General features: G+C 72.4%; 17 protein-coding genes. 10 read left to right on the top strand and 7 right to left on the bottom strand.

All coding sequences use genetic code 11. The features are described from left to right. Positions 1-101 precede the first annotated feature (101 nt). Genes A6A27_RS38925 through A6A27_RS38935 form a run of 3 tightly spaced genes read right to left on the bottom strand, consistent with a single transcriptional unit; the run spans position 102 to position 4,572 of the window. Positions 102-1,385: a nucleotide sugar dehydrogenase gene (locus A6A27_RS38925; protein WP_073839649.1), complete on the bottom strand. Its 1,284-nt coding sequence runs from the start codon at positions 1,383-1,385 to the stop codon at positions 102-104. A 2-nt stretch (positions 1,386-1,387) separates the two neighbouring features. Further along, on the bottom strand, positions 1,388-2,947 hold the full coding sequence (locus A6A27_RS38930) for a glycosyltransferase family 2 protein (protein ID WP_073839650.1): 1,560 nt from the start codon (positions 2,945-2,947) through the stop codon (positions 1,388-1,390). Further along, the gene (locus tag A6A27_RS38935) at positions 2,944-4,572 is read right to left on the bottom strand and encodes a glycosyltransferase family 4 protein (RefSeq protein ID WP_443190036.1); all 1,629 of its coding nucleotides are present in this window, start codon (positions 4,570-4,572) and stop codon (positions 2,944-2,946) included. Before A6A27_RS38935 ends, A6A27_RS38930 begins: the two co-directional genes overlap by 4 nt. A gap of 152 nt (positions 4,573-4,724) precedes the next feature. Here A6A27_RS38935 and A6A27_RS38940 point away from each other — a divergent pair, with 152 nt between their 5' ends. The 6 genes from A6A27_RS38940 to A6A27_RS38965 all read left to right on the top strand — a co-directional run bounded on the left by A6A27_RS38940 (position 4,725) and on the right by A6A27_RS38965 (position 10,347). Continuing rightward, positions 4,725-5,888, top strand: a complete 1,164-nt coding sequence (locus A6A27_RS38940) for an acyltransferase (protein WP_158074138.1) — start codon at positions 4,725-4,727, stop codon at positions 5,886-5,888. Between the two features lie 31 nt (positions 5,889-5,919). Beyond that, on the top strand, positions 5,920-6,561 hold the full coding sequence (locus A6A27_RS38945) for a class I SAM-dependent methyltransferase (RefSeq protein ID WP_073839652.1): 642 nt from the start codon (positions 5,920-5,922) through the stop codon (positions 6,559-6,561). 11 nt (positions 6,562-6,572) lie between these two features. Further along, a complete protein-coding gene (locus A6A27_RS38950) occupies positions 6,573-7,346 on the top strand; it encodes a hypothetical protein (RefSeq protein ID WP_073839653.1) in 774 nt (257 codons plus the stop codon). A gap of 109 nt (positions 7,347-7,455) precedes the next feature. Further along, a complete protein-coding gene (gene wecB, locus A6A27_RS38955) occupies positions 7,456-8,541 on the top strand; it encodes a non-hydrolyzing UDP-N-acetylglucosamine 2-epimerase (RefSeq protein WP_073839654.1) in 1,086 nt (361 codons plus the stop codon). A gap of 35 nt (positions 8,542-8,576) precedes the next feature. Beyond that, positions 8,577-9,818 carry a glycosyltransferase family 4 protein gene (locus tag A6A27_RS38960; protein ID WP_073839655.1) on the top strand — a complete coding sequence of 414 codons (1,242 nt, stop codon included), beginning with the start codon at positions 8,577-8,579 and terminating at the stop codon, positions 9,816-9,818. Then, the gene (locus A6A27_RS38965) at positions 9,811-10,347 is read left to right on the top strand and encodes a hypothetical protein (RefSeq protein WP_073839656.1); all 537 of its coding nucleotides are present in this window, start codon (positions 9,811-9,813) and stop codon (positions 10,345-10,347) included. The genes A6A27_RS38960 and A6A27_RS38965 overlap by 8 nt, the downstream gene beginning before the upstream one ends. Positions 10,348-10,425: 78 nt before the next feature. On the opposite strand, the gene A6A27_RS38970 is transcribed toward A6A27_RS38965, so the two are convergent. The 4 genes from A6A27_RS38970 to A6A27_RS38985 form a co-directional block, all read right to left on the bottom strand. Next, on the bottom strand, positions 10,426-13,053 hold the full coding sequence (locus A6A27_RS38970) for a glycosyltransferase family 4 protein (protein ID WP_073839657.1): 2,628 nt from the start codon (positions 13,051-13,053) through the stop codon (positions 10,426-10,428). A gap of 88 nt (positions 13,054-13,141) precedes the next feature. Continuing rightward, on the bottom strand, positions 13,142-14,170 hold the full coding sequence (locus tag A6A27_RS38975; protein WP_073839658.1) for a Gfo/Idh/MocA family protein: 1,029 nt from the start codon (positions 14,168-14,170) through the stop codon (positions 13,142-13,144). After that, complete coding sequence (locus A6A27_RS38980; protein WP_073839659.1) at positions 14,167-15,276, bottom strand: DegT/DnrJ/EryC1/StrS family aminotransferase; 1,110 nt, start codon at positions 15,274-15,276, stop codon at positions 14,167-14,169. The genes A6A27_RS38975 and A6A27_RS38980 overlap by 4 nt, the downstream gene beginning before the upstream one ends. An 85-nt stretch (positions 15,277-15,361) precedes the next feature. Beyond that, on the bottom strand, positions 15,362-15,997 hold the full coding sequence (locus tag A6A27_RS38985) for a TetR/AcrR family transcriptional regulator (RefSeq protein ID WP_198940644.1): 636 nt from the start codon (positions 15,995-15,997) through the stop codon (positions 15,362-15,364). A 193-nt stretch (positions 15,998-16,190) separates the two neighbouring features. Between A6A27_RS38985 and A6A27_RS38990 the strand changes: the two genes are divergently transcribed. The 4 genes from A6A27_RS38990 to A6A27_RS39005 all read left to right on the top strand — a co-directional run bounded on the left by A6A27_RS38990 (position 16,191) and on the right by A6A27_RS39005 (position 21,309). Beyond that, entirely contained in the window at positions 16,191-17,087 is an 897-nt protein-coding gene (locus A6A27_RS38990) for an ABC transporter permease (RefSeq protein ID WP_073839661.1), read from the top strand. Beyond that, on the top strand, positions 17,080-17,895 hold the full coding sequence (locus A6A27_RS38995) for an ABC transporter ATP-binding protein (RefSeq protein ID WP_073839662.1): 816 nt from the start codon (positions 17,080-17,082) through the stop codon (positions 17,893-17,895). Before A6A27_RS38990 ends, A6A27_RS38995 begins: the two co-directional genes overlap by 8 nt. Before the next feature lie 112 nt (positions 17,896-18,007). Next, on the top strand, positions 18,008-19,591 hold the full coding sequence (locus A6A27_RS39000) for a bifunctional cytidylyltransferase/SDR family oxidoreductase (RefSeq protein ID WP_241825665.1): 1,584 nt from the start codon (positions 18,008-18,010) through the stop codon (positions 19,589-19,591). A gap of 2 nt (positions 19,592-19,593) precedes the next feature. Then, positions 19,594-21,309, top strand: coding sequence for a CDP-glycerol glycerophosphotransferase family protein (locus tag A6A27_RS39005; RefSeq protein WP_073839663.1), 1,716 nt, complete (start codon positions 19,594-19,596; stop codon positions 21,307-21,309). The last annotated feature ends 157 nt before the right edge of the window (positions 21,310-21,466 follow it).

Below are 21,466 nucleotides of genomic sequence, written 5' to 3' on the forward strand. Positions count from 1 at the left end.
GCCGCGGTGGCACCGCGACCGGCCCCGGAGGTCCGGGCGTTCGGGTTCGGATCAGGTCCCATGGAGTTGACCCGGGCGGGACGTACCCGCCCGGGATCAGATCATCCGCCGATGACGACGCGGCGAACGCCGGGCCAACGGGCCGGGTCGGTCACCCGGCGGCCGTCCACCAGCACGGTCACGCCGGGCAGGTCGCTCTGGCCGAGCGTCCGGTACTCGGCGTGGTCGGCCTGGACGACCGCTGCGGTGACCGGCTGGCCCTCGTACGCCGGCAGCCCGTGCGCGGTCAACTCCTCAGTGGTGTACATCGGGTCGGAGACGTACGGCTTGGCGCCCCGGGCCCGCAGCGCCTCGACCGTCGGGAAGACGCCGGAGAAGGCGGTCTCCTTCACGCCGCCGCGGTAGGCGGCGCCGAGCACCAGCACCTCCACGTCGGTCAGGTCGCCGTACGCGGCGGCCAGCAGGTCGACGGCGTACTGCGGCATGGCGGCGTTGGCCTCGCGGGCCGAGCGGACCACGGTGGCGGCCGGGTCGTTCCACAGGTACATCCGCGGGTAGATCGGGATGCAGTGCCCGCCGACCGCGATGCCCGGCTGGTGGATGTGGCTGTACGGCTGGGTGTTGCAGGCCTCGATGACCTTGGTGACGTCGACGCCCACGGTGTCGGCGAACCGGGCGAACTGGTTCGCCAGGCCGATGTTCACGTCGCGGTAGGTGGTCTCGGCGAGCTTGGCCAGCTCGGACGCCTCGGCCGAGCCCAGGTCCCAGACGCCGTTCGGGCGGTTGAGGTCGGCGCGCTCGTCGAAGTCCAGCACCGCCTCGTAGAAGCGCACGCCGTGCGCGGCGGACGCCTCGTCGATGCCGCCGACCAGCTTCGGGTAGCGGCGCAGGTCGGCGAAGACCCGGCCGGTGAGCACCCGCTCCGGGCTGAACACCAGGTGGAAGTTCTCGCCGGCGGTGAGGCCGGAGCCCTCCTCCAGCATCGGCGCCCAGCGGTTGCGGGTGGTGCCGACCGGCAGGGTGGTCTCGTAGCTGACCAGGGTGCCCGGCTTGAGGCCGCGGGCGATGGCCCGGGTGGCGTCGTCCATCCAGCCGAAGTCCGGCACGCCCTCGGCGTCCACGAAGAGGGGGACGACCACGACGACGGCCTCGGACTCGGCGACCGCGGCGGCCGTGTCGGTGGTCGCGCTGAGCAGCCCGGCGGAGACCGCCTCCTTGAGCTTGGTGTCCAGGTCGGTCTCACCGGGGAACGGCACCGCGCCGTCGTTGACCAGCTGCACGACCCGCTCGGAGACGTCCGCTCCGATCACCCGGTGGCCCTTGGACGCGAACTGCACGGCGAGCGGCAGCCCGATCTTGCCCAGGGCGACGACGCAGATGTTCATGGCTACTTCTTTCCTCCTAGTGGAAGCCTGTGCCGCAGGCGGGCGAGCAGCCGGCGCGGCGTCAGCGGTGCTACGGCGATCACCAGCTCACCCTTGTGGTTCGTCGTGGCGGTAAGGACGTGCAGGTGGCCTCCCCGCCGCTGCACCGTGCGCTGTGGCACGGGCCGCGCCGGTCCGCGCAGGGCCGTCTCACCAACGGTACCGAACGCCTCGGCCTCCGCCCGGACCACCCGGAGCTCGCCACCGGGGGCGACGCCGGCGAGCAGCCCGGCCAGCGGAAGCTGCGCCCGCACCAGGGTCCCGTTGCCGTCCGCCTCGAGCTTGGCGTCGGCGCTGACGGTCTCGCCGGCACGGAGCCGGATCGCGGCGGCCAGCCGTGGCAGGTCCCCGCGCGGGCTGCGGGCCGTCACGGCCAGCGTCCGGTTGCCCAGGAACGATACGGAGACGGTGTCCAGGCGGGCGATCCAGTCGGCGACCCGGTCGGTGACCTCGAACCAGCGGTCGGCCATGCCGAGTCGCGGGTCGCGGAAGCCGGGGTAGCCGGCGTACCAGTGGTCCCCGTCGACCACGGCCGGCGGGATGCCCTCCTCGGCGTCCTGCCGGATGACGGCGAGCAGGTCGTCCAATTCCCCGTACCGGGCGGTGCCCAGGCGCACCCGGGCCTGGATCGGCAACTGGTCGCGGATCTCGTCGGTCAGGTAGCGCTCGACCAGCGTGCGTACGCCGGCCCGGACCTGCTCCTGCACGCCCCGGTCCAGCGCCAGGAAGTCGTTCTCCAGCAGCTTGGCGACTTCCCAGGTGAAGTGCCGCAGCAGGATCGCGTCGCGGCGTTTGCCCGCCTCGACCAGGCCGGCGACGAACTCCACCAGCGACTCGGCGCAGCCCAGCCGCTCCAGGTGGCGGCTGCGGTAGGTGATGTTGCGGGCGTTGAGCCGGCGCACCGCGTAGTAGTAGTCGTAGTCGGCCAGCACGGAGATCCGGCGGGCTCGGACGCAGGCCTCGATGGTGAACGGCTGGTCGCTGCCGACCGGCATGTCCTCCGGGTACCGCAGCCCGTACCGCTCGATCAGATCCCGCCGGAACAGCTTCGTGTTCGACAGGGACCAGGGCAGCGCCGAGTCGAACAGGTCCAGGTCGGGCTCGGTCCGGGCGAAGACCGCCTGGTGGATGTAGCGGCTGTTGACGCCGACGGTCCGGCCCAGCACGACGTCGGAGTCGTAGCGGTCCGCCGCCGCGACGAGCCGCTCCAGCGCCTCCGGGCCGAGGTAGTCGTCGGAGCCGATGAAGAAGACATACCGGCCGGTGGCGTGCTCCAGGCCGCGGTTGCTGGGCGCGGCGGGTCCGCCGGAGTTGGGCTGGTGGATCACCTTGACCGTGCCCGGGTGGAGCCGGGCGAACCGGTCCAGTTCCCGGCCGCTGCCGTCGGTGGAGCCGTCGTCCACCGCGATGACCTCCAGCCGGTCCGCGCCGATGGTCTGCTCGACCAGTGAGGTCAGGCACCGCGTCAGGTAGGGCATGGTGTTGTAGACGGCGGTGATGACGGTCACGTCGGGCCGGTTCACCCGCTGACCCCCGCGGGTGGCTGCGCGTCGGTCGTCCGCGCCGCCGGCTCCCCCGCCGCCGCGTCTCCGACCGGTCGGGGCCGCCCGGGCAGCAGCCGCCGGTAGACGACGTCCAGGACCTTGGCCTGGGCCTCCCAGGTCCAGCTCTCCAGCAGGCCGGGCCGGTCGTACGCCGTGCGGTAGCGGGCCGGGTCGGCCAGGACCGCCCGGGCGGCGCGCACGTAGTCGGCCACGTCCTCGGCTCGGAACACCTCGCCCTGGCCGGTCGACCGCACGGTGCCCGCCATCGTCCGCACGTCGCTGACGATCAGCGGCAGCCGCGCGTGCGAGTACTCGAAGAACTTGGTGATCAGCGCGATCTCGTGGTTGGGCCAGTGGTGGATCGGGATCACGCCGGCGTCCGCCGCCGACAGGAAGGGCACCACCTGCCAGTGGGCCACGTACGGCAGGGCGTGCACCCGGTCGGCCACCCCGAGCTTGGCCGCCCGGGCGAGGAGGCCGGAGACGTACGGGCCGGTGGGCTTGTTGACCACCAGCGCGACGTGCACCCCGGGCAGCTGCGGCAGCGCGTCGACCATGACGTCCAGCCCGCGCTGCCGGGCGGCGGCCCCGCTGTAGACCAGCAGCGGAGTGTCGGCGCCGATGCCGCAGAGCGCCCGCAGATCCGGCGCGGGAGCGTCCGGAACCAGCTCCTCGCCGTGGTCGGCGGCCGGAGCGTTGAGCACCACGTCGGGCAGGGCGGCCAGCCCGTGCTGGCGCTGGAGCAGCTCGGCCAGGCCGTCGGAGACGGTCATCACCGCGTCGGCGTACCGGGCGTACTCCCGCTCGTGCGCCATGTGCGCGGGCAGCCAGCGGGCATTGTCCTGCCAGGGTCGGAGGCCGGGCAGGAACTCGTGGGCGTCCCAGACCAGCTTGATCTCGCGCCCCGCGGCGGCGGCGCGGATCTTGGCGCGGGCGCCCACCCCGAGCATGCGGAAGTCGTTGGCGTGGATCAGGTCCGGCCGCAGTTCGTCGAGCACCGGCCCGTAGGCCAGTTCGTAGTCCCACAGCCCCGGCTCCAGCCGTCGCCAGGCGCCGTCGCCCTTCACCGCCTGCCAGAACAGGGTGTAGGCGCGGTCCCACGGATTGCGGAACCGGCGCCGGGTGCGGGCCCGGGTGAGCTGCCAGTATCGGAACGAGACCCATTTCCGGGTCGTCTGGGCGGCGAGCCGCTCGGCGTCCAGCAGGCGGCGGCGCAGCGCCAGGCGGGGGGTGTCGGGGTCGGCCAGCTTGAGCTGAGCGGCCCGGACGGCGAGATCGGCCTGCCAGGCCTTGACCGCCTGGGCCCGGTGCGCGGCGATCCCGCTGGGCGGGTACGCCAGCGGCCACCGCAGCCAGGCGCGGCGGAACTCGTGCCGGCGGCGGGCGAGCGGATCGGGCATGGGCAGCAGCCGCACCTGGGCGTCGCCGAGGGACCAGCTGCGTGCCTCCAGGACCGGCGATCTACCCAGCAGGATGACCTCCCACCCGGCCTCCGCCGCGGATCGGGCGGCCTTCTGCACCCGCGAGTCCCCGTTGACGGCGTTGTCCACCAGCATCACGATCCGGCCCCGGGCGGTCGGGTCGGCCACGCCGTCGAACCTCATGATGCTTCTCCGCCTCCCCTGTCGGGCCCCGTCTCCTGCCACGGAACCCCGGCGAGTGTACGGCAAGCGCCGAGGACGCCTCGCGGACATCGGACGATCGGACAGTTAGGCGTCGTAACGGGGCAGCTCGACCCCTCACTACGATGGGCCGGGTGAGTGTTCCCGCGCAGGCCGCCGCGGCGGCTCCTCGTAGCGTTCTCGAGGGTGACCGTCGATCTCCCGCCCCCTCGACCGGCTCCGCCGGGACCCCGCCGGTCGCCGGACGCCCCACCCGCCAGTACTCCCTCGACGTGCTCCGGATCCTGGCGATCTCTGGTGTGGTCGCGATCCACACGGTCGGGATGGTGCTGGGTCACGACGAGCTGCGGGGCACGGTCGAGTGGTGGCTGGCGGCCGGTATCGACATCGGGGCGATCTGGACCGTGCCCCTGTTTGTCATGATCAGCGGTGCGCTCACCCTCTCCCCGCGGGCGCACGCCGCCGGTCCCGGCGCCTTCTATCGTAAGCGTTTCGTCCGGATCCTCCCCGCCCTGGTGGTCTGGCACGTTGTCTACCTGGTGGTGGCCCGGATGGGGCTGCGCGGCGAACGGCTCACCATCGAGGGCCTGGGCGTCCTGCTGTTCGACGCCCGGGTCTTCACCGCGCTCTATTTCCTCTGGTTGATCGCCGGGCTGTATCTGGTGGCGCCGGTGCTCGTCGCCTTCCTGCGCGATGGCGGCCGGCGGCGGGCCTTGATCCTCGCGGGCGTGGCGCTCGGGTTCACCGTGATCGCCTTCCTGGGGTCCGCGATCGCCGCCCGGCTGGGCGCGCCCCGGCCGATCCACCTCGGCGCGCTCACCCTGTGGTGGCCGTACGTGGGCTACTTCGTCGCCGGGTGGGCGCTGCGCACGGTCCGGCTGGGCCGGCGCGGCCTGGTGCTGGCGTCCGTCGCCGGGCTCGCCCTGCTCGCCGAGGGGGTGTGGCAGTGGGGCACCCGGGCGGAGCGACCACTGCTGCAGACCCTGATGCCGATCGGCTACCTGGGGGCGAGCGTCGCCGCGGCCACCATCTGCATCTTCCTGGTCGGCGTGACCCTCGGCGACCAGCGGGAGCCCTCCCCCCGCGTCGGCCGGTGGCTAATCCGGCTCTCCGAGGCGTCCTTCGGCGTGTTCCTGGTCCACCTGCTTGTCTTCGAGGTGCTCCGGTTCACCGTGCCGGCCATCGCCGCGGGCGCGTCCCTGCCGCTGATGCTGGGGACCTTCGCGGTGGTGCTGGTGACCTCGTTCGCGATCTCGCTCGGGGCGGCCCGGATCCCGTACGTCCGGGCCGTCTTCTGAGGCGGGCCACGATGGTGGGCGGTGCGACGCGATGACGCTGCTGTCGCCTGAGGAGAACGCCGCCTACTGGAACCGGCGGCACCGCACCGAGGGTTACCTGCGCTCGGGCGGCGACATGTCGTACGACGAGGGCACGAACCGGATGTTCTACATCCTGCGGCTCGGGCTGCTGCTGGACATCATCGGGCACAACGCCGATCCGGTGGCACCGCTGTACCTGCTCGACGCCGGGTGCGGGAAGGGCTGGTTCAGCCGGCAACTCGCCCAGTTCGGCCACCAGGTCGACGGCATCGACGCCAGCGAGAGCGCGATCGCGTACTGCCGGGACCGGGGCGGCCCGGCCCGGTTCCACGTCTCGCCGCTGTCCCAGTGGCGCAGCCCCTGGTTCTACGACGTGGTCCTGGCGGTCGACGTGCTGTTCCATGTTCTCGCCGACGACGAGTGGGAACGATCGGTGCGTAACCTCGCCTCACTGGTGGGGCTGGGCGGACGGCTGGTGGTCAGCGACTGGGGGGAACCGGGCGACCGGGTGTACGGCGACTACCAGGTCGTCCGGGGCATCAACCGCTACCTGCCGCTGCTGAGCGAGTGCGGCCTGCGCTCCGACGGCTGGCGGCCGTACGCGTTCCGGCAGAACCCGATCGGGTTCCACGTCTTCACCCGAGAGCACTGAGGGGACCAACCATGCGTCTGCCCGAGGTCCTGGCGCTGCACCTCGCCGGCGTCCGGGAGGTCGTCGACGTCAGCCGCGAGGGGGTCGACCTGGCGGCGCGCTACGCCCTCCCCGACGAGGTCAGCCACCGCCGGTGCCCGGTCACCGACGCCGCCGAGCTGGTCCGCACCCCGGACCGGCTCCTGGTCGGCCTGCTCGGGCCGGAGCCGGCGGTGCACCTCCCGCCAGCAGAGGCGGCGGCCGCGCTGGCCGGGGCGTCCGCCGGAACCCGGGGAGTCCTGCTGCTCGCCTGGCCGGTCGACGAGTTGCCGGTCCATCTGCTGGTCGGGCCGATGGTGGCGGCCCGATGCCAGGTCGTGGACGCGATACCGCTGGGCACCGCGGGGATCCGCGGGGTTTCCGCCGCCGTCGTCGTGCAGCGGGTCGACCGTCCGCTGCCGCAGCGTGGGCACCTTGTCGACATGACGGTTGCCCGGCGGGCCGCGCATCCCGTCCCCGAGCCGGCCGACGAGCTGCGGACGGTGCTGCGCATGGCCAACGAGCACCGGCTCACCGGCCTGGTGACCCGGGCGGTGCGGCGGCGCTTGCGCGAGCTGGAGGAGCAGGTCGAGCGCCAGCGGCAGCGGCTCGACGAGCGCGACGCCCGGCTGGCGGAGCTGGAACGCGAACTGGCCCGCCGGGCGAGGGTCGGGGCCCCGGCGGAAGGCACGGACCGGCGTCCGGGCGAAGGGGCGCCGCCGGAGCCGGACGAGGGATTCTTCGGATCCGGGCCCGGCTCGAAGTAAGGTGTCCAGAGCCCAGGCCGGGGCGAATCGGGCCCGGTTTCGCCGCCCGTGCCGGGCACCGTGTTCCCACAGCCGTCGCAGCAGGTCAGAAGAATCGGGAGAACATGCCGTGAAGGTAGTCAGTGTCGTCGGTGCCCGCCCTCAGCTGGTGAAGCTCGCACCAATTGCGGCCGCGTTCCGGGACACCGGTCACCAGCACGTCATCGTGCACACCGGCCAGCACTACGATGCCGACCTGTCCGACGTGTTCTTCTCCGGGCTGGGCATCCCGGATCCGGACGTCCACCTCGGGATCGGTTCGGGCAGCCACGGCGTCCAGACCGGCGGGGTGCTGGCCGCGATCGACCCGGTGCTGGCCGAGGAGAACCCGGACTGGGTGCTCGTGTACGGCGACACGAACTCGACCCTTGCCGGTGCCGTCGCGGCCGTCAAGCAGCACCTGCGGGTGGCCCACCTGGAGGCGGGGCTGCGCTCGTTCAACCGGCGGATGCCGGAGGAGCACAACCGGGTGCTCACCGACCACGCGGCGGACCTGCTGCTCGCGCCGACCGAGGAGGCCATGCGGCACCTCGCGGCGGAGGGCCTCGCCGCGCGGTCGGTGCTGGCCGGCGACGTGATGGTCGATGTCTGCCTGCGCATCCGGGATGCCGTGCTGGCCGGCGGGCGGACGGCCCCGGAGCTGCCCGAGGGGATCGACCCCGCCGAGCCGTACCTGCTGGCCACGCTGCACCGCGCGGAGAACACCGACGATCCACAGCGGCTGGCCGCCCTGCTCGGGGCCCTGGCCGCGGCCCCCGTGCCGGTCGCGCTGCTGGCCCACCCGCGGCTGGTGTCCCGCGCGGAGGCGTACGGGCTGAAGCTCGACCAGGGCGCGATCCGGGCCGGCCGGCCCCTCGGCTACGCCGGGATGGTCAGCGCGGTGCTCGGCTCCGTCGGCGTGGTGACTGACTCCGGCGGCCTGCAGAAGGAGGCGTACCTGCTCGGGCGGCCGTGCACCACGCTGCGCGGCGAGACGGAGTGGGTGGAGACCCTCGCCGGCGACTGGAACCGGCTGGTGCCCGACCCGCACCTGCTGGACCCCGGCGCCTGGGCGACGACGGTGAGCCGACCGGCCCCCGACGCCCCGCGCGGCACCCCGTACGGTGACGGCCACGCCGCGGAGCGGGTCGTCCAGCTGCTCGAGCAGCATCTCTGACCGTGACGGGCACTGAGCGAGCGGGAGGAGAGCCCGTGTCCGGACCAGCGAACGTGGCGATCGTGACGCCCTGGTATCCAACCCGGCAACGCCCCTTCCTGGGCGCCTTCGTGCAGGCGATGGTCGAGGCGACGGCTCCGGGGCACGACCGGGTACGGCTCTACCACTGCGAGGAGTGGGGCCACCGGCTGCCACCGGGCACCAGCGACGCCGTCGATCAGGGCTACCGGGAACTGATCGCGCACGCGGTACACCCGGGGCGAACCGTGGGCGGGGCGGAGCTGGTGCACCTCCCGGTGCCGCTGCCGGTCACCACCGACTACGCCGCCATCGCCCGGCGGCACGAGGAGACCCTGCGGTCGGTGCTCGGCGGCCAGCCGATCGACGCGCCCGTGGTGCACGCCCACGTCGGGCTGCCCGGCGGGTGGGCGGCGCTGCGCAACGCCCGGCCCGACGCCCGGGTGTTCGTCACCGAGCACGCCACCTTCCTCGATCTGGTGCTGGCCCAGCCCGAGGCCCGCGCGATGTACGAGGAGCTGCTGCAGCGGTGTGCCGGGGTGTTCGCGGTCGGGGAGGCCGTCCGGCGGCCCTTGGTCGAAGCCTTCCCGCAGCACGCCGACCGGGTCGGCTACCTGCCCAATCCGATCTCCTTCGAACAGCAGCGCGCTGCGCCCGTCACCGCGCTGCGCCGTTGGCTCTTCGTCGGCGGACTGATCCCCCGGAAGGGGGTGCGCTGGCTGCTGGAGGCATTCGCGTCCTGCCGGGCCCGGGACCCGGAGCTGACCCTCACCTTCGTCGGCGAGGGTGAGCTACGCGGCCAGCTCCAGCAGCGTGCCGAGGAACTCGGCGTGGCCGACGGGCTGACCTTCACCGGCGCGGTGCCGCCGGACCGGGCCCTGGCGCTGATGCGCGAGCACGACCTGCTGGTGCATCCGAGCCGGTTCGAGACGTTCGGGATGACCGTGGTCGAGGCGGTGGCCGCCGGCCTGCCGGTGCTGGTGACCCGGTGCGGCGGCCCGGAGGAGACCCTGGCCGGGGTCGAGGACGCCGCCGCCGAACTGGTCGATGTGGAGGAGGGCTCCGAAGCCCTGATCGCCGGCTACTGGCGGCTACGCGAGCGTTTCGACCGGCTCGACCTGGCGGGCGCCCAGCGGGAGCTGGCCGCCCGGTACAGCTACCCGGCGGTGGCCCGCGCCCATGACCGGGTGTGGTTCTCGGCGGGGGATTCCGTGGCGGGCGCGGTGCAGGCGGGACTGGGTGGACGAATCGATGACTGAGCAGGTGCTCATCCTGGCCCTCGGGGCCACCCGGAAGCGGGCCGTCGTGGAGGACGCGGCCGAGGTCGTCGCGCGCGGCGGCCGGGTCACGGTGCTGATCACCTCGGCGGCGGACTGGCGCCGGGAGCGCTTCGCGCCGGGCGTCCGGGTGGTCGACCTGACCGAGCTGGAGGGGCGTCGCCTTCCGCTGCGCGTCGAGCGGGCGGTGCTGTACCGCGCTCCCCGGCTCGCCTTCCGGGCGGTCGGCCGGGGTCGCCTGGCCGGGTGGACGAAGCGGGCCGGGCGGGCGTACGAGCGGCGGATCGCCGACCGGGTGCACCGGCGCGTCTTCCTGCCGGCGTACCACCGGCTGCGCAACGATCTGGTGCCGCAGCGGCTGGCCGAACGGGTGGTCACCGAGACCGCGGCGGATCTCCTCGTGGTCGCCGACCCGGCCTCGATCCCGTTGGCCGCACGGATCGTCCGGCAATCCCCGGCTCTCCGGGTCGGCTACGGTCTGCCCTACCTCACTCCGGCCGCCCCCAGCTGACCCCCCGCGGGGCGTACGACACGACCGGCCGGTGCCCCTGAGGGGGCACCGGCCGGTTCGCCTTTCCGGCTCTTGTGGTCAGGCCTGGCCGAGGAACTCCTCGAAGGCCTGGGCGGTACGCCGGCCGTCGTGCACCCGGCGCGCGTAGTCAACCGCGCGCCGGCCCAGCTCGGCGGTGCCCTCCCGGTCGGCGAGCAGCCCCTCCAGCACCGACTGGAGGGTCTTGCCGGTGGCGTTCGCCATCGGCGGCCGCTCGCCGACGGTGTGCTCCACACTCGGCGCGAGGTACGCCACGACCGGCTTGCCGGCCGCCATCGCCTCGACGGCGAAGGTGCCGTAGCTGCCCGTGGTGATCTGGTCCACCACGAGGTCCGCGCCCTTGACCATCTCCACCATCTCGGCCCACGGCACGCCCTCGGCAAGCCGCAGCTCGATGGCGCCGGCCTCGTGCAGGCTGTTGAGCACCGGCAGGATGCGGTCGGTGCCCTTGGTCCACCGCTTCGAGGGGCCGTGCAGGACGACCGGGCGGGACCGCTGCATCACCGGCTCGTCGCAGGCCCACGCCTCCAGATCGACCACGAGCGGCGCCCACGTGGCCCAGGGCAGGTCGTCGAGCAGGTCCGGGGTCGTGACGAAGAGCGGCAGGCCCGACTCCTCCGCCACCCTGCGGTTGCGTTCGGACCGGGCGGTGAATCGCTCGACGTACCCGGCGGGCGCGTCGAAGAAGAGCGAGTCCTCGTGCCGCTCCATGTGCCGCAGCGGGTGCCGGACCTCACTGCCGTGCGCGAGCAGGGCCACCTTGATCTTGGCTCGGCGCAGCGCCGGCAGGTCGTACTCGATGTTGTCGCCGTTCAGCGAACCGAAGATCGGCAGGAACGCGTCCACCACCAGGTGGGTGTATCGGCCGATCACCCGGTGCAGCTGTTCGACCTGCACGTCGATATCGTGCAGCAGGCGCTCCGGGTCGAGGTAGACGTCGGCCGGGTAGATCAGAGTCGGCGAGGTCTTGCGCATCAGGACCTCGGCCGACACGTCCGGGTTGTCCCGGCAGATGGCCTGGGCGAAGGCGGCCGCCTGGCCCGCGTAGTTCGCCGGGCCGAGGCCGAGCCGTACCCGGGTCACGTCCAACTTGCGCCAGGTAGGCAGGGCGGTCGGCGGGGCGCTCGTGTCGACGGTCGCCGCCGCGGTGACCGGACGCTCGTCCACCGCCCAGGAGACGTCGGACCGCCCCTCCGCGGGCGGCGCCACCGGCGAGATCCGGCGGTAGAGCTCCAGCAGCCCGTCGCACTGCTGCTCCCAGGAGAGGTCGTGCAGGATCGGCTCGGTGATGTTGCCGACCAGCTCCGACCGGTGGGCGAAGGCGTCCCGCACGGCAGCGGCGAAGCTCACCGGGTCGTCGGCGGTGAAGACCGCCCCGACCTTGTGCTGGTTGACGTACGCGCCGAGCGTCTTGACGTCGCTGGCGACGACCGGCAGACCGGCGTGCAGGTACTCGGCCAGCTTGGTGGGGAGCGAGATCTCGTAGTTGAGGGTCCGCTGGGAGCAGATCAGCCCCAGGTCGGCGGTGGAGAGGTAGTCCGGGACCGCATGCTGCGGCACGTACGGCACGACGTGCACGCGGTGCCGTACCCCGAGCGCCTGCGCCCGCTCCAGCAGCAGCTCCCGCTCCGGGCTGTTGCGGCCGGAGACGATGGCCAGGTGGAATTCCGGAAGCTCCGGCAGGGCGGTGACCGCCGTGCCGAGGCCGCGCTCGGCGGCGAGCCAGCCGGAGTAGACCAGCAACGGCACCTCGCCTGCCAGCCCGCAGGCCTGCCGTACGGAGGGCGGGTTGGCGCTGACGCCGATGGTCTCCCGGATCGGCGTGTTGCGCACGACCAGCGGGGTCTCGGGCAGCTGGAAGTCGTCGCGGATCAGCTCGGCGATCTCCGGGGAGACGGTGACCACCGCGTCGGCGAAGTTGATGAACTCCTTCTCGTACGCGATGTACGCGCTCGCCTGCTCCGGCTTGGGCCAGTCCACGCCGCTGACATATTCGTGCGCGTCGTAGAGCCAGGCCACCTTCTCGCCACGCGCCCGCATCCGGGCGACGCTGAGCGCGGCCGTGCCGATCATGGTGATGTCGTTGGCGTGGATCAGATCCGGCTTGAGCTCCTCGATCACCGGCCCGAAGGCGAGGTCGAGGTCGAGCAGGAACGGGTAGTCGCGGCGCCAGTTGCCGGTCGGAGCGGGCGTGTGCCGCTGCTCCCACTGGAACGCCCGCACCCGGAATTGGTGCACCGCGCGGCTGGCCTTGACCATCGCACCCAGCGCCCGGCTCGCCGGGTAGGCGATCGGGGAGATCGCCTGGGATCGGTGCTGATCGTCGCGCAGCCAGCCGATCCGCGCGGTCACCTGGCGTACCCACGCCTGGTGGGCCGCCCGGCGGCGCGCCAGGCTGGACTTGTCGGCGATGCCGAACTGGGTGATCTTCCGCCGGATCCGGTGGCCCTTCGCGCGCTCCCGCATGTGGCTGCCGACGGGCAGCCGCACGACCTCGACAGGACCCATCATCGAGCGCTGAGGGCGGACCCGTCCCCCGGCACCGATGAGAGTCACGTCCCAACCGGCACGCGCGGCGGCGAGCGCGGTCTTCTGCACGCGGGAGTCCCCGGTGATGCCGTTTCCGACGATCACCGCCAGCCGCGGCCGGCGGGCGGACGGTTCCATTCCATGTCCTCCAGGAGTCGTGGGGCTCAGTCGGTACGAGCCGCGCGGTGGGCCGCCCATCGGGCCGCCCACCGCGCTGCCAGGATCGTCAGACAGCGGCCGGCACGGCCGGAACGTCGCGCGACGACACGTCAACCGTGCTGCCGTCCGCCGCGGAGGACAGCAGCGCCGCCGCGACCTGGACCGTCCGCAGACCCTGCCGGAGTGTCACGATGTCGCTCTCCTTGCCCTCGACCGCGTCCCGGAAGCGCTCGTGCTCCACCAGCAGCGGCTCCCGCTTCGGGATGGCGTACCGCACCATGTCGCCCTCGGCCACCCCGCGGAACGCGCGCAGCGCCTCCCACTCGGTGTCGATGGCGCCGTTGGCGTAGAAGGTCAGGTCCGCGGTGAGGGTGTCGGCCACGAAGCAGCCCCGGTCACCGGTGATCACAGTGGACCGCTCCTTGAGCGGGCTCAGCCAGTTGACCAGGTGGTTGACCATCGTGCCGTCGGCGAGCTGGCCGACCACGGCGACCATGTCCTCGTGCAGCCGACCGCTGCGGGAGACCGTCCGCGCCGAGACGGAGGCGTACTCCTGCCCGGTGACCCAGCTGGTGAGGTCGATGTCGTGGGTGGCGAGGTCCATCACCACGCCGACGTCGGCGATGCGGTGCGGGAACGGGCCCTGCCGCCGGGTGACGACCTGGAACACCTCGCCCAGCTCCCCCGCCTCCAGGCGCAGGCGCAGGTTCTGCAGGGCGGGGTTGTACCGCTCAATGTGGCCGACCCCGGCCACCAGGCCGGCGGTCTCGAACGCCTCGACGAGCCGGCCGGCGGCCTCCACCGACTGGGCCAACGGCTTCTCGATCAGCGCACCGACGCCGTTGCGGGCCAGCTCCAGGCCGACCTGCTCGTGCAGCGCGGTCGGGCAGGCGACCACCGCGTAGTCGATGCCCATGGCCAGCAGTTCGCCCAGCTCGGGCACGACCGGCGCGCGCAGCGTGCCGGTGACGTCGCCGGCGGGGTCGACGATGCCGACCAGGTCCACACCGTCCAGGCCGGACAGGACCCGGGCGTGGTTGCGGCCCATCGCGCCGAGGCCGATCAGGCCGGCGCGCAGCTTACGCCCGGCGCTCATCGGGCACCCCCGGCGAGGTTCGCGCCCTCGGCGATCCGCTCGAGGTCGGCCGCGCTCAAGGCCGGGTGCACCGGCAGCGAGATCACCTCGGCGGCGGCCCGCTCGGTCTCCGGCAGGTCCCACGGGCCGGGCTTGCCGTCCTCGGCCAGGTACGGCTTGAGCCGGTGGATCGGGGTCGGGTAGTAGACCGCGTTGCCGATACCCAGCTCGGTCAGGCGCCGCTGGGCGGCGTCCCGGTTGCCCTGGGTCCGGACCGTGTACTGGTGGTACACGTGCTTCGCGTTGTCGGCCACCGGCGGGGTCACCATGCCGGTGATGTTGGTGTCGAGGAACTTCGCGTTCGCCCGCCGCTGCTCGGTCCACTCCGGAAGTTGGCGCAGCTGCACCCGGCCGATGGCCGCCGCCACGTCGGTCATCCGCATGTTGGCGCCGACGATCTCGTTGGCATACCGCTGCTCCATGCCCTGGTTCCGCAGCAGGCGCAGGGTCCGCGCCAGCTCGGGATCGGCGGTGGTGATCATGCCGCCCTCGAGCGAGTGCATGTTCTTGGTCGGGTAGAAGCTGAAGCAACCCGCGGTGCCGAACGCGCCCACCGGCTGGCCGTCGAGCGCGGCGCCGTGCGCCTGGGCGGCGTCCTCGACCACGGCCAGGCCGTGCCGCTCGGCGATCTGCATGATGCGGTCCATCGCGGCGGGGTGACCGTAGAGGTGCACCGGCATGATCGCCACGGTGCGCGGGGTGACCGCGGCGGCCACGGCCTCCGGGTCGACGCAGAAGGAGCCGGGCTCGATGTCGACGAAGACCGGCTCGGCGCCCACCAGACGGACGGCGTTCGCGCTGGCGGCGAAAGAGAACGAGGGGACGATGATCTTGTCACCGGGGCCGAATCCGAGCGCCATCAGGGTCAGCTGGAGCGCCGAGGTGCCGGAGTTCACCGCGACGCAGTGCCGACCGGCGACCAGCTCGGCGAACTCCTCTTCGAACGCCTTGACCTCCGGCCCCTGCACCACCAGGCCGCTGCGCAGCACCCGGACAGCCGCCTCGATCTCGGCCTCACCGATCACCGGCCGGGCTGGGGGGATGAATTCTGCGTTCAGCCCAGACATGGGCTTCCTCCTGTCAACAGGGAGCTCGTTCGGGACGCGATGCTAGCCGGTCCACCAGAGACCGGACTTAGGGGTACGGAAGCGGTCATGACCCGATGGGATCGATGGCCACGGTCATGGGGGATAGGTGAACGTCCGGTTCTGTCCGGACTGCCGGTTGGCATGCTACCTCCAGTGCGGTGGCGACAACGGCCGCCAGTCGGGGCAAATCCTCCGCGGACAGGGGGGCCCGGGACACCGCGAGCCGCCAGTACAGCGGGCCGACGATGAGGTCGACCGCCAGGTCGAGATCGGTGTCGGGGCCGAGCTCGCCACGCTCGATCGCCCGGCCGATGAGCTGGCCGCCAACGTCGCGCTGGTTGACCCGGAGAGCGTCCTCCAGGGTCTGGGCGATGCGCGGGTTGCGGGCGGCCTCGGCCAGCAGGTCGGGGATGATCTGCGCCGCGAGCGGGTGCCGCAGCGCCCGGGACATGATCAGGAACAGCATCTCCAGGTCGGTGCGGAGGTCGCCGGTGTCCGGCAACGGCAGGCTTCGCCCCGCCGCCGACGAGACGATCTCCAGCACCAGCTCCAGCTTCGAACTCCAGCGCCGGTAGATGGCGGTCTTGCTCACTCCGGCCCGGCGGGCCACCGCCTCGATGGAGAGCCTTCCATAGCCGACCGCGGCGAGTTCCTGCATGACGGCGCCGCGGATGGCCGTGGTGATCTCACCTCGCAACACCGCCGCTCCGGCGGGAGCACGCCTCTTCTCGGTCGTCACGTGGGACAATGTACCGCAGCGACGGTACGGTTGCGTCCCGACGTGTTTTGAACTACCGTCCACGCATCGACGGAGCGGCGATCCGCACCCCCGTGGCCCCCGCTCTCTGCCGTCGCGGATCTTCCCAACGCACAAGAGATCGGAGCGCCTACCCATGGCCAACACGGCGGTGGCCGACGCCGACTCAGGACTGACCCGGGCACAGCTCGCGGCCCGGCACGGCCTGTCCGTCGCCGGCGCGCGGCCGACCCTGGCCGCGTATGTGAAGCAAGTGTGGTTCTACCGGCACTTCATCACCACATACGCCAACGCCAAGGCGGTCTCCGCGTTCAGTCAGGCCCGACTGGGCCAGATGTGGCAGGTTTTGACCCCGCTGACCAACGCGGCGGTCTACTACCTGATCTTCGGCGTCATCATCGGCACGAGCAGGAACGTGCCGAACTTCATCGCGTACCTCTGCGTGGGCGTGTTCGTCTTCAACTTCGCCCAGCTGGTCATCCTCGGCGGCACCTCGGCGATCACCGGCAACCTCGGGCTGATCCGGGCGCTGCACTTCCCGCGCGCCAGCCTGCCCATCGCGGTGACCCTCACCCAGCTGCGCAACCTGCTCTACGCGATGGCCGTGCTGGTGGTGATCGTGCTGGCCACCGGCGAGCCGATCACCCTGCAGTGGCTGCTGGTGGTCCCGGCGATGGTGCTGATGACGATCTTCAACGCCGGCCTGGCCATGGCGCTGGCCCGGCTCGGGGCCAAGCTGACCGACATGAAGCAGATCATGCCGTTCGTCATGCGGACCTGGATGTACGGCTCCGGCGTGCTCTACAGCGTGAAGGCGTTCGAGCAGAACCTCCCGGCGGTGCTGGCCCACCTGGTGAACGTCAACCCGCTGCTGATCTACATCGAGCTGGTCCGGCACGCTCTGCTGGAGAACACCGTCCTCACCTCGCCGGCGCCCAGACTGTGGCTGCTGGCGGTCGTCTGGGCGGTCGTGATGGGCGTGGGCGGTTTCATCTACTTCTGGCGCGGCGAACAGGAGTACGGTCGTGGCTGAGCTGAACGTACCCGCCAACGTGGCCACCACGGCCGTCGGCGAGCGGATCCCCACGGTGATCGTGGACGACGCCCACCTCATCTACCGGATCTACGGCGCCGGCACGGGTAGTGCCGCGTCCCCGGCGGCCGCGCTGCGGCGGATCGTCCGCCGGCAGCCCCAGAAGCCCACGCTGCGGGAGGTGCACGCGGTCAAGGGCGTCAGCTTCACCGCCTACCGGGGTGAGGCGGTCGGCCTGATCGGCAGCAACGGCTCCGGCAAGTCGACCCTGCTGCGGGCCATCGCCGGGCTGATGCCGGTCAACCGGGGCGCGATCTACACCCAGGGCCAGCCCTCCCTGCTCGGCGTCAACGCCGCGCTGCTCGGCGACCTGTCCGGCGAGCGCAACGTCGTACTCGGCTGCCTGGCCATGGGCATGAGCCCGGAGCAGGTCAAGAAGGCCACCTCCGAGATCCTCGCCTTCTCCGGGATCAACGAGCGCGACGACTTCGCCTCCCTGCCGATGCGGACGTACTCCTCCGGCATGCAGGCCCGGCTGCGCTTCTCGATCTCCGCCGCCAAGCGGCACGACGTACTGCTGATCGACGAGGCCCTCGCCACCGGCGACTCCCGGTTCCGCCGACGCAGCGAGCAGCGCATCCGCCAGCTGCGCGAGGACGCGGGTACCGTTTTCCTGGTCAGCCACTCGATCAGCTCGATCCGGGACACCTGCGAGCGGTCGATCTGGCTTGAGTCTGGGTTGATCCGGATGGACGGCCCCACCGACGAGGTGACCAAGGCGTACGAGAACTACATGGCCAGCCGCTAAGGCGGCAGCGGGTTTCGACGGCCGGCGCCGCCCTCGCGGGCGACGCCGGCCGTCGGGACGTTACGTCGGACGCCACTCACCCCCAACCGCTCATGGATCAGTGAGGACCGCAATGACGCAGGACCGCACCACCGCACCGGATGCCACGCCGGCTGGCCCGGCACCCTGGCGCCCCTCGCGGACGGTGGCCGTGATCCTCGCCGGGGGGACCGGGACCCGCCTCGGGCTGGGCATCCCGAAGCAGCTGTTGAAGGTCGCGGGCAAGCCGATCGTCGAGCACACCCTCGCCGTCTTCGAGGCCGCGCCGGAGATCGACGAGATCATCGTGCTGATGGCCGCCGGCCACGTGGCGGAAGCCCGGCGGATCGTCGCGAACGCCAGCTTCCACAAGGTCAGCAAGGTGATCGAGGGCGGCGAGACCCGCAACGACACCACCCGGATCGCGCTCGACGCGATCGGTGCCGGCGATTTCAACGTCCTCTTCCACGACGCGGTCCGCCCGCTGGTCAGCGCCCGGATCGTGCGCGAGTGCGTGAACGCCCTCTGGACGTACTCGGCGGTCGACGTGGCCATCCCGTCCGCCGACACGATCATCCAGGTCGACGAGGACGACTGCATCACCGACATCCCGGTCCGCGCCACCCTGCGCCGGGGCCAGACCCCGCAGGCGTTCCGGTCCGGCACGATCCGGGAGGCGTACCGACGGGCCGAGGGCGACCCGGACTTCGCCGCCACCGACGACTGCGGCGTGGTGCTGCGCTATCTCCCCGGCACGCCGATCAAGGTGATCGACGGCTCGGACGAGAACATCAAGGTCACCCACCCGGTCGACGTGCACCTGGCGGACAAGCTCTTCCAGCTCGCCGCCGCGCAGGCGCCCCGGGTGAGCGACCACCGCAGCTACACCGAGGAGCTGACCGGCCGGACGATCGTGGTCTTCGGCGGCAGCTACGGCATCGGCCACGACCTCACCGAGCTGGCCCGCCGCTACGGCGCCCAGGTCTTCCCGTTCAGCCGCTCCACCACCGGCACCCACGTGGAGCGGGCCGAGGACGTGGCCGCGGCGCTGACGACCGCCTTCGAGGCGACCGGCCGGATCGACCACGTGGTGGTCACCGCCGGGATCCTGGAGAAGGGCGCCCTCGCGGAGATGGACGACGCGACGATGGACCGGCTCCTGCAGGTCAACTTCGTCGGCCCGGTCACCGTCGCCCGGCAGTCGCTGCCGTACCTCCGGCAGACCAAGGGGCATCTGCTGCTCTACACCTCCAGCTCGTACACCCGCGGCCGCGCCCGGTACGCGCTCTACTCGGCCACCAAGGCGGCCCTGGTCAACCTGACCCAGGCGCTCGCCGACGAGTGGGCCGACTTCGGCGTACGGGTCAACTGCGTCAACCCGGAGCGCACCGCCACGCCGATGCGTACCAGGGCGTTCGGCGAGGAGCCGGAGCACACCCTGCTCTCCGCTGAGGCGGTCGCGCAGGCCTCCCTCGACGTGCTCGTCTCCGAGCTGACCGGGCAGGTCATCGACGTCCGCCGGGCCCCCGGCGAGCAGCCGGTCGGCGAGCAGGTCGCCGTGGTGCCCGCCCAGCCGGACGCGCACCCGGCGGACTCTGACGCCAGACGCGCCGAGCTGGAGTTGTCGGAGCAGCTGCCCGCCGCGTCGACGCCGGGCCGGACGACCGAGGGACGGTAGCGATGCGTGGTGACCTGGTCCGGAAGCTGCTCGCCCGGGCACTGACCACCGGGCTGGCGGTGCTGGCGTTCCTCGTCGTGGCGCTCACCGGCGCGACCGGCTGGGGGCTGGCGATCGCGGTCGCCGCCCTGGCCGCCGCCGGATGGGAACGCCGGGTACGGCCCACCGCCGACGGCGTCGCCGAGTCGGTGCTGGTCGCCGCCGGGATCCTGGTCGGGTACGCCCGCCGCCTCGACGCCGGCTTCGATCCGGGGCTGGCCGCCACCGCGCTGGTGCTGCTCGGCCTGGTGCTGCTGGTCGGCCCGCTGCGGGAGGCCGGGGCGCTGGAGATCCGCGCGGCCAACCTGCCGGTCCGCACCTGGACACCGCTGGTGGCCGCGCGGCTCGGTGACGCCCTGCTGGTGCTGCTCGCCGTGGTGGCGGCGGCCGCCGTCCTCGCCCTGCCGGTCTGGCTCGCGCTGGTCGCCGCCCTGCTGGTCGGGGCCGGGTGCGGCGCGGTCGGGCTGGACCTGGCCCGGCGGCGGTTCCGGCCGCCGGCCGGGGGCGGTCCGGTGGGCCGGGCGCTGCGCCGCCACCAGCCCGAGTTCGTGCTCTACTTCTCCGCCCCGCCCGGGTCGGAGTACCAGGTCACCATGTGGCTGCCCTATCTGGAGCGGATCGGCCGGCCGTTCCTGGTCATGCTGCGGGAGCCGGAGTTCCTGCCGGCGATCGCCGCCGCGACCAGCGCGCCCGTGGTGTTCTGCCCGACGCTCAAGGCCATGGACGAGGCCCTGGTGCCCAGCCTGCGGGCGGCGTTCTACGTCAACCACGGTGCGAAGAACAGCCACTGCATCCGGTTCGGCCACCTGACCCACGTGCAGCTGCACCACGGGGACAGCGACAAGGCGCCCAGCGCCAACCCGGTGTCGGCGATCTTCGACCGGATCTTCGTGGCCGGGCAGGCCGCGATCGAGCGGTACGCCCGCGCCGGCGTGGAGATCCCCGCCGAGAAGTTCGTCGTGGTCGGCCGCCCCCAGGTGGAGGCGATCGAGGTACGCCGGGAGCAGGTCCGGGGCGTGGCCAACCCGACGGTGCTCTACACGCCGACCTGGACGGGGCACCACGCGGACGCGAACTACTGCTCTCTTCCGGTGGCCGAGACGGTGCTCCGCCGGCTGCTGGACCGGGGCGCCACGGTGATCCTGCGGCACCACCCGTACACCGCGCAGAACCCGGCCTCGGCGCGGCAGCTGGCCCGGCTCACCGAGCTGCTCGCCGCGGACCGGACGAAGACCGGCCGGGCGCACCTGTGGGGCGCGGCGGCCGGCCGCGAGCTGACCCTGACCGACTGCGTCAACCGCTCCGACGCCCTGGTCTCGGACGTCTCCGGGGTGATCTCCGACTACCTCTACTCCGGCAAGCCGTACGCGGTGACCGACATGGGCGCCGACGGCGACGAGTTCGTCGCCCGGTTCCCCCTGGCCGGCTCCGGCTACGTGCTGCGCCGGGACATGTCCAACGTGGACGAGGTGCTGACCGAGCTGCTCGACACCGACCCGAAGGCCGCGGCCCGCTGGGCCACCCGCACCCGCTACCTGGGCGACTTCCCCGCCGATTCGTACGCCGAGGCGTTCCTCGACGCCGCCCGCCGGCAGCTCGAACCCGGCTGGAACCCGCCGGCCCCGCGCGCCGCCGACGCGGTCACGCCGGACGGCTCGCCGCTGTCCCCCACCGCCTGACCCACCCCCCACCGCCTGACCGCTCCGTCGCCATTGGCCGGAGCGGTCATCGGCGTGTCGACAACCACCGCCATATATTCCTCATTGTAAATATTTATCTTCATCATCATACTTGCTCCCGGGCGCCCAGCCGACGCGGTGTAGTCGGCCCCCTTGC

Origin of the sequence: Micromonospora sp. CB01531 (assembly GCF_001905095.1) — a bacterium.
Lineage (GTDB): Bacteria > Actinomycetota > Actinomycetes > Mycobacteriales > Micromonosporaceae > Micromonospora.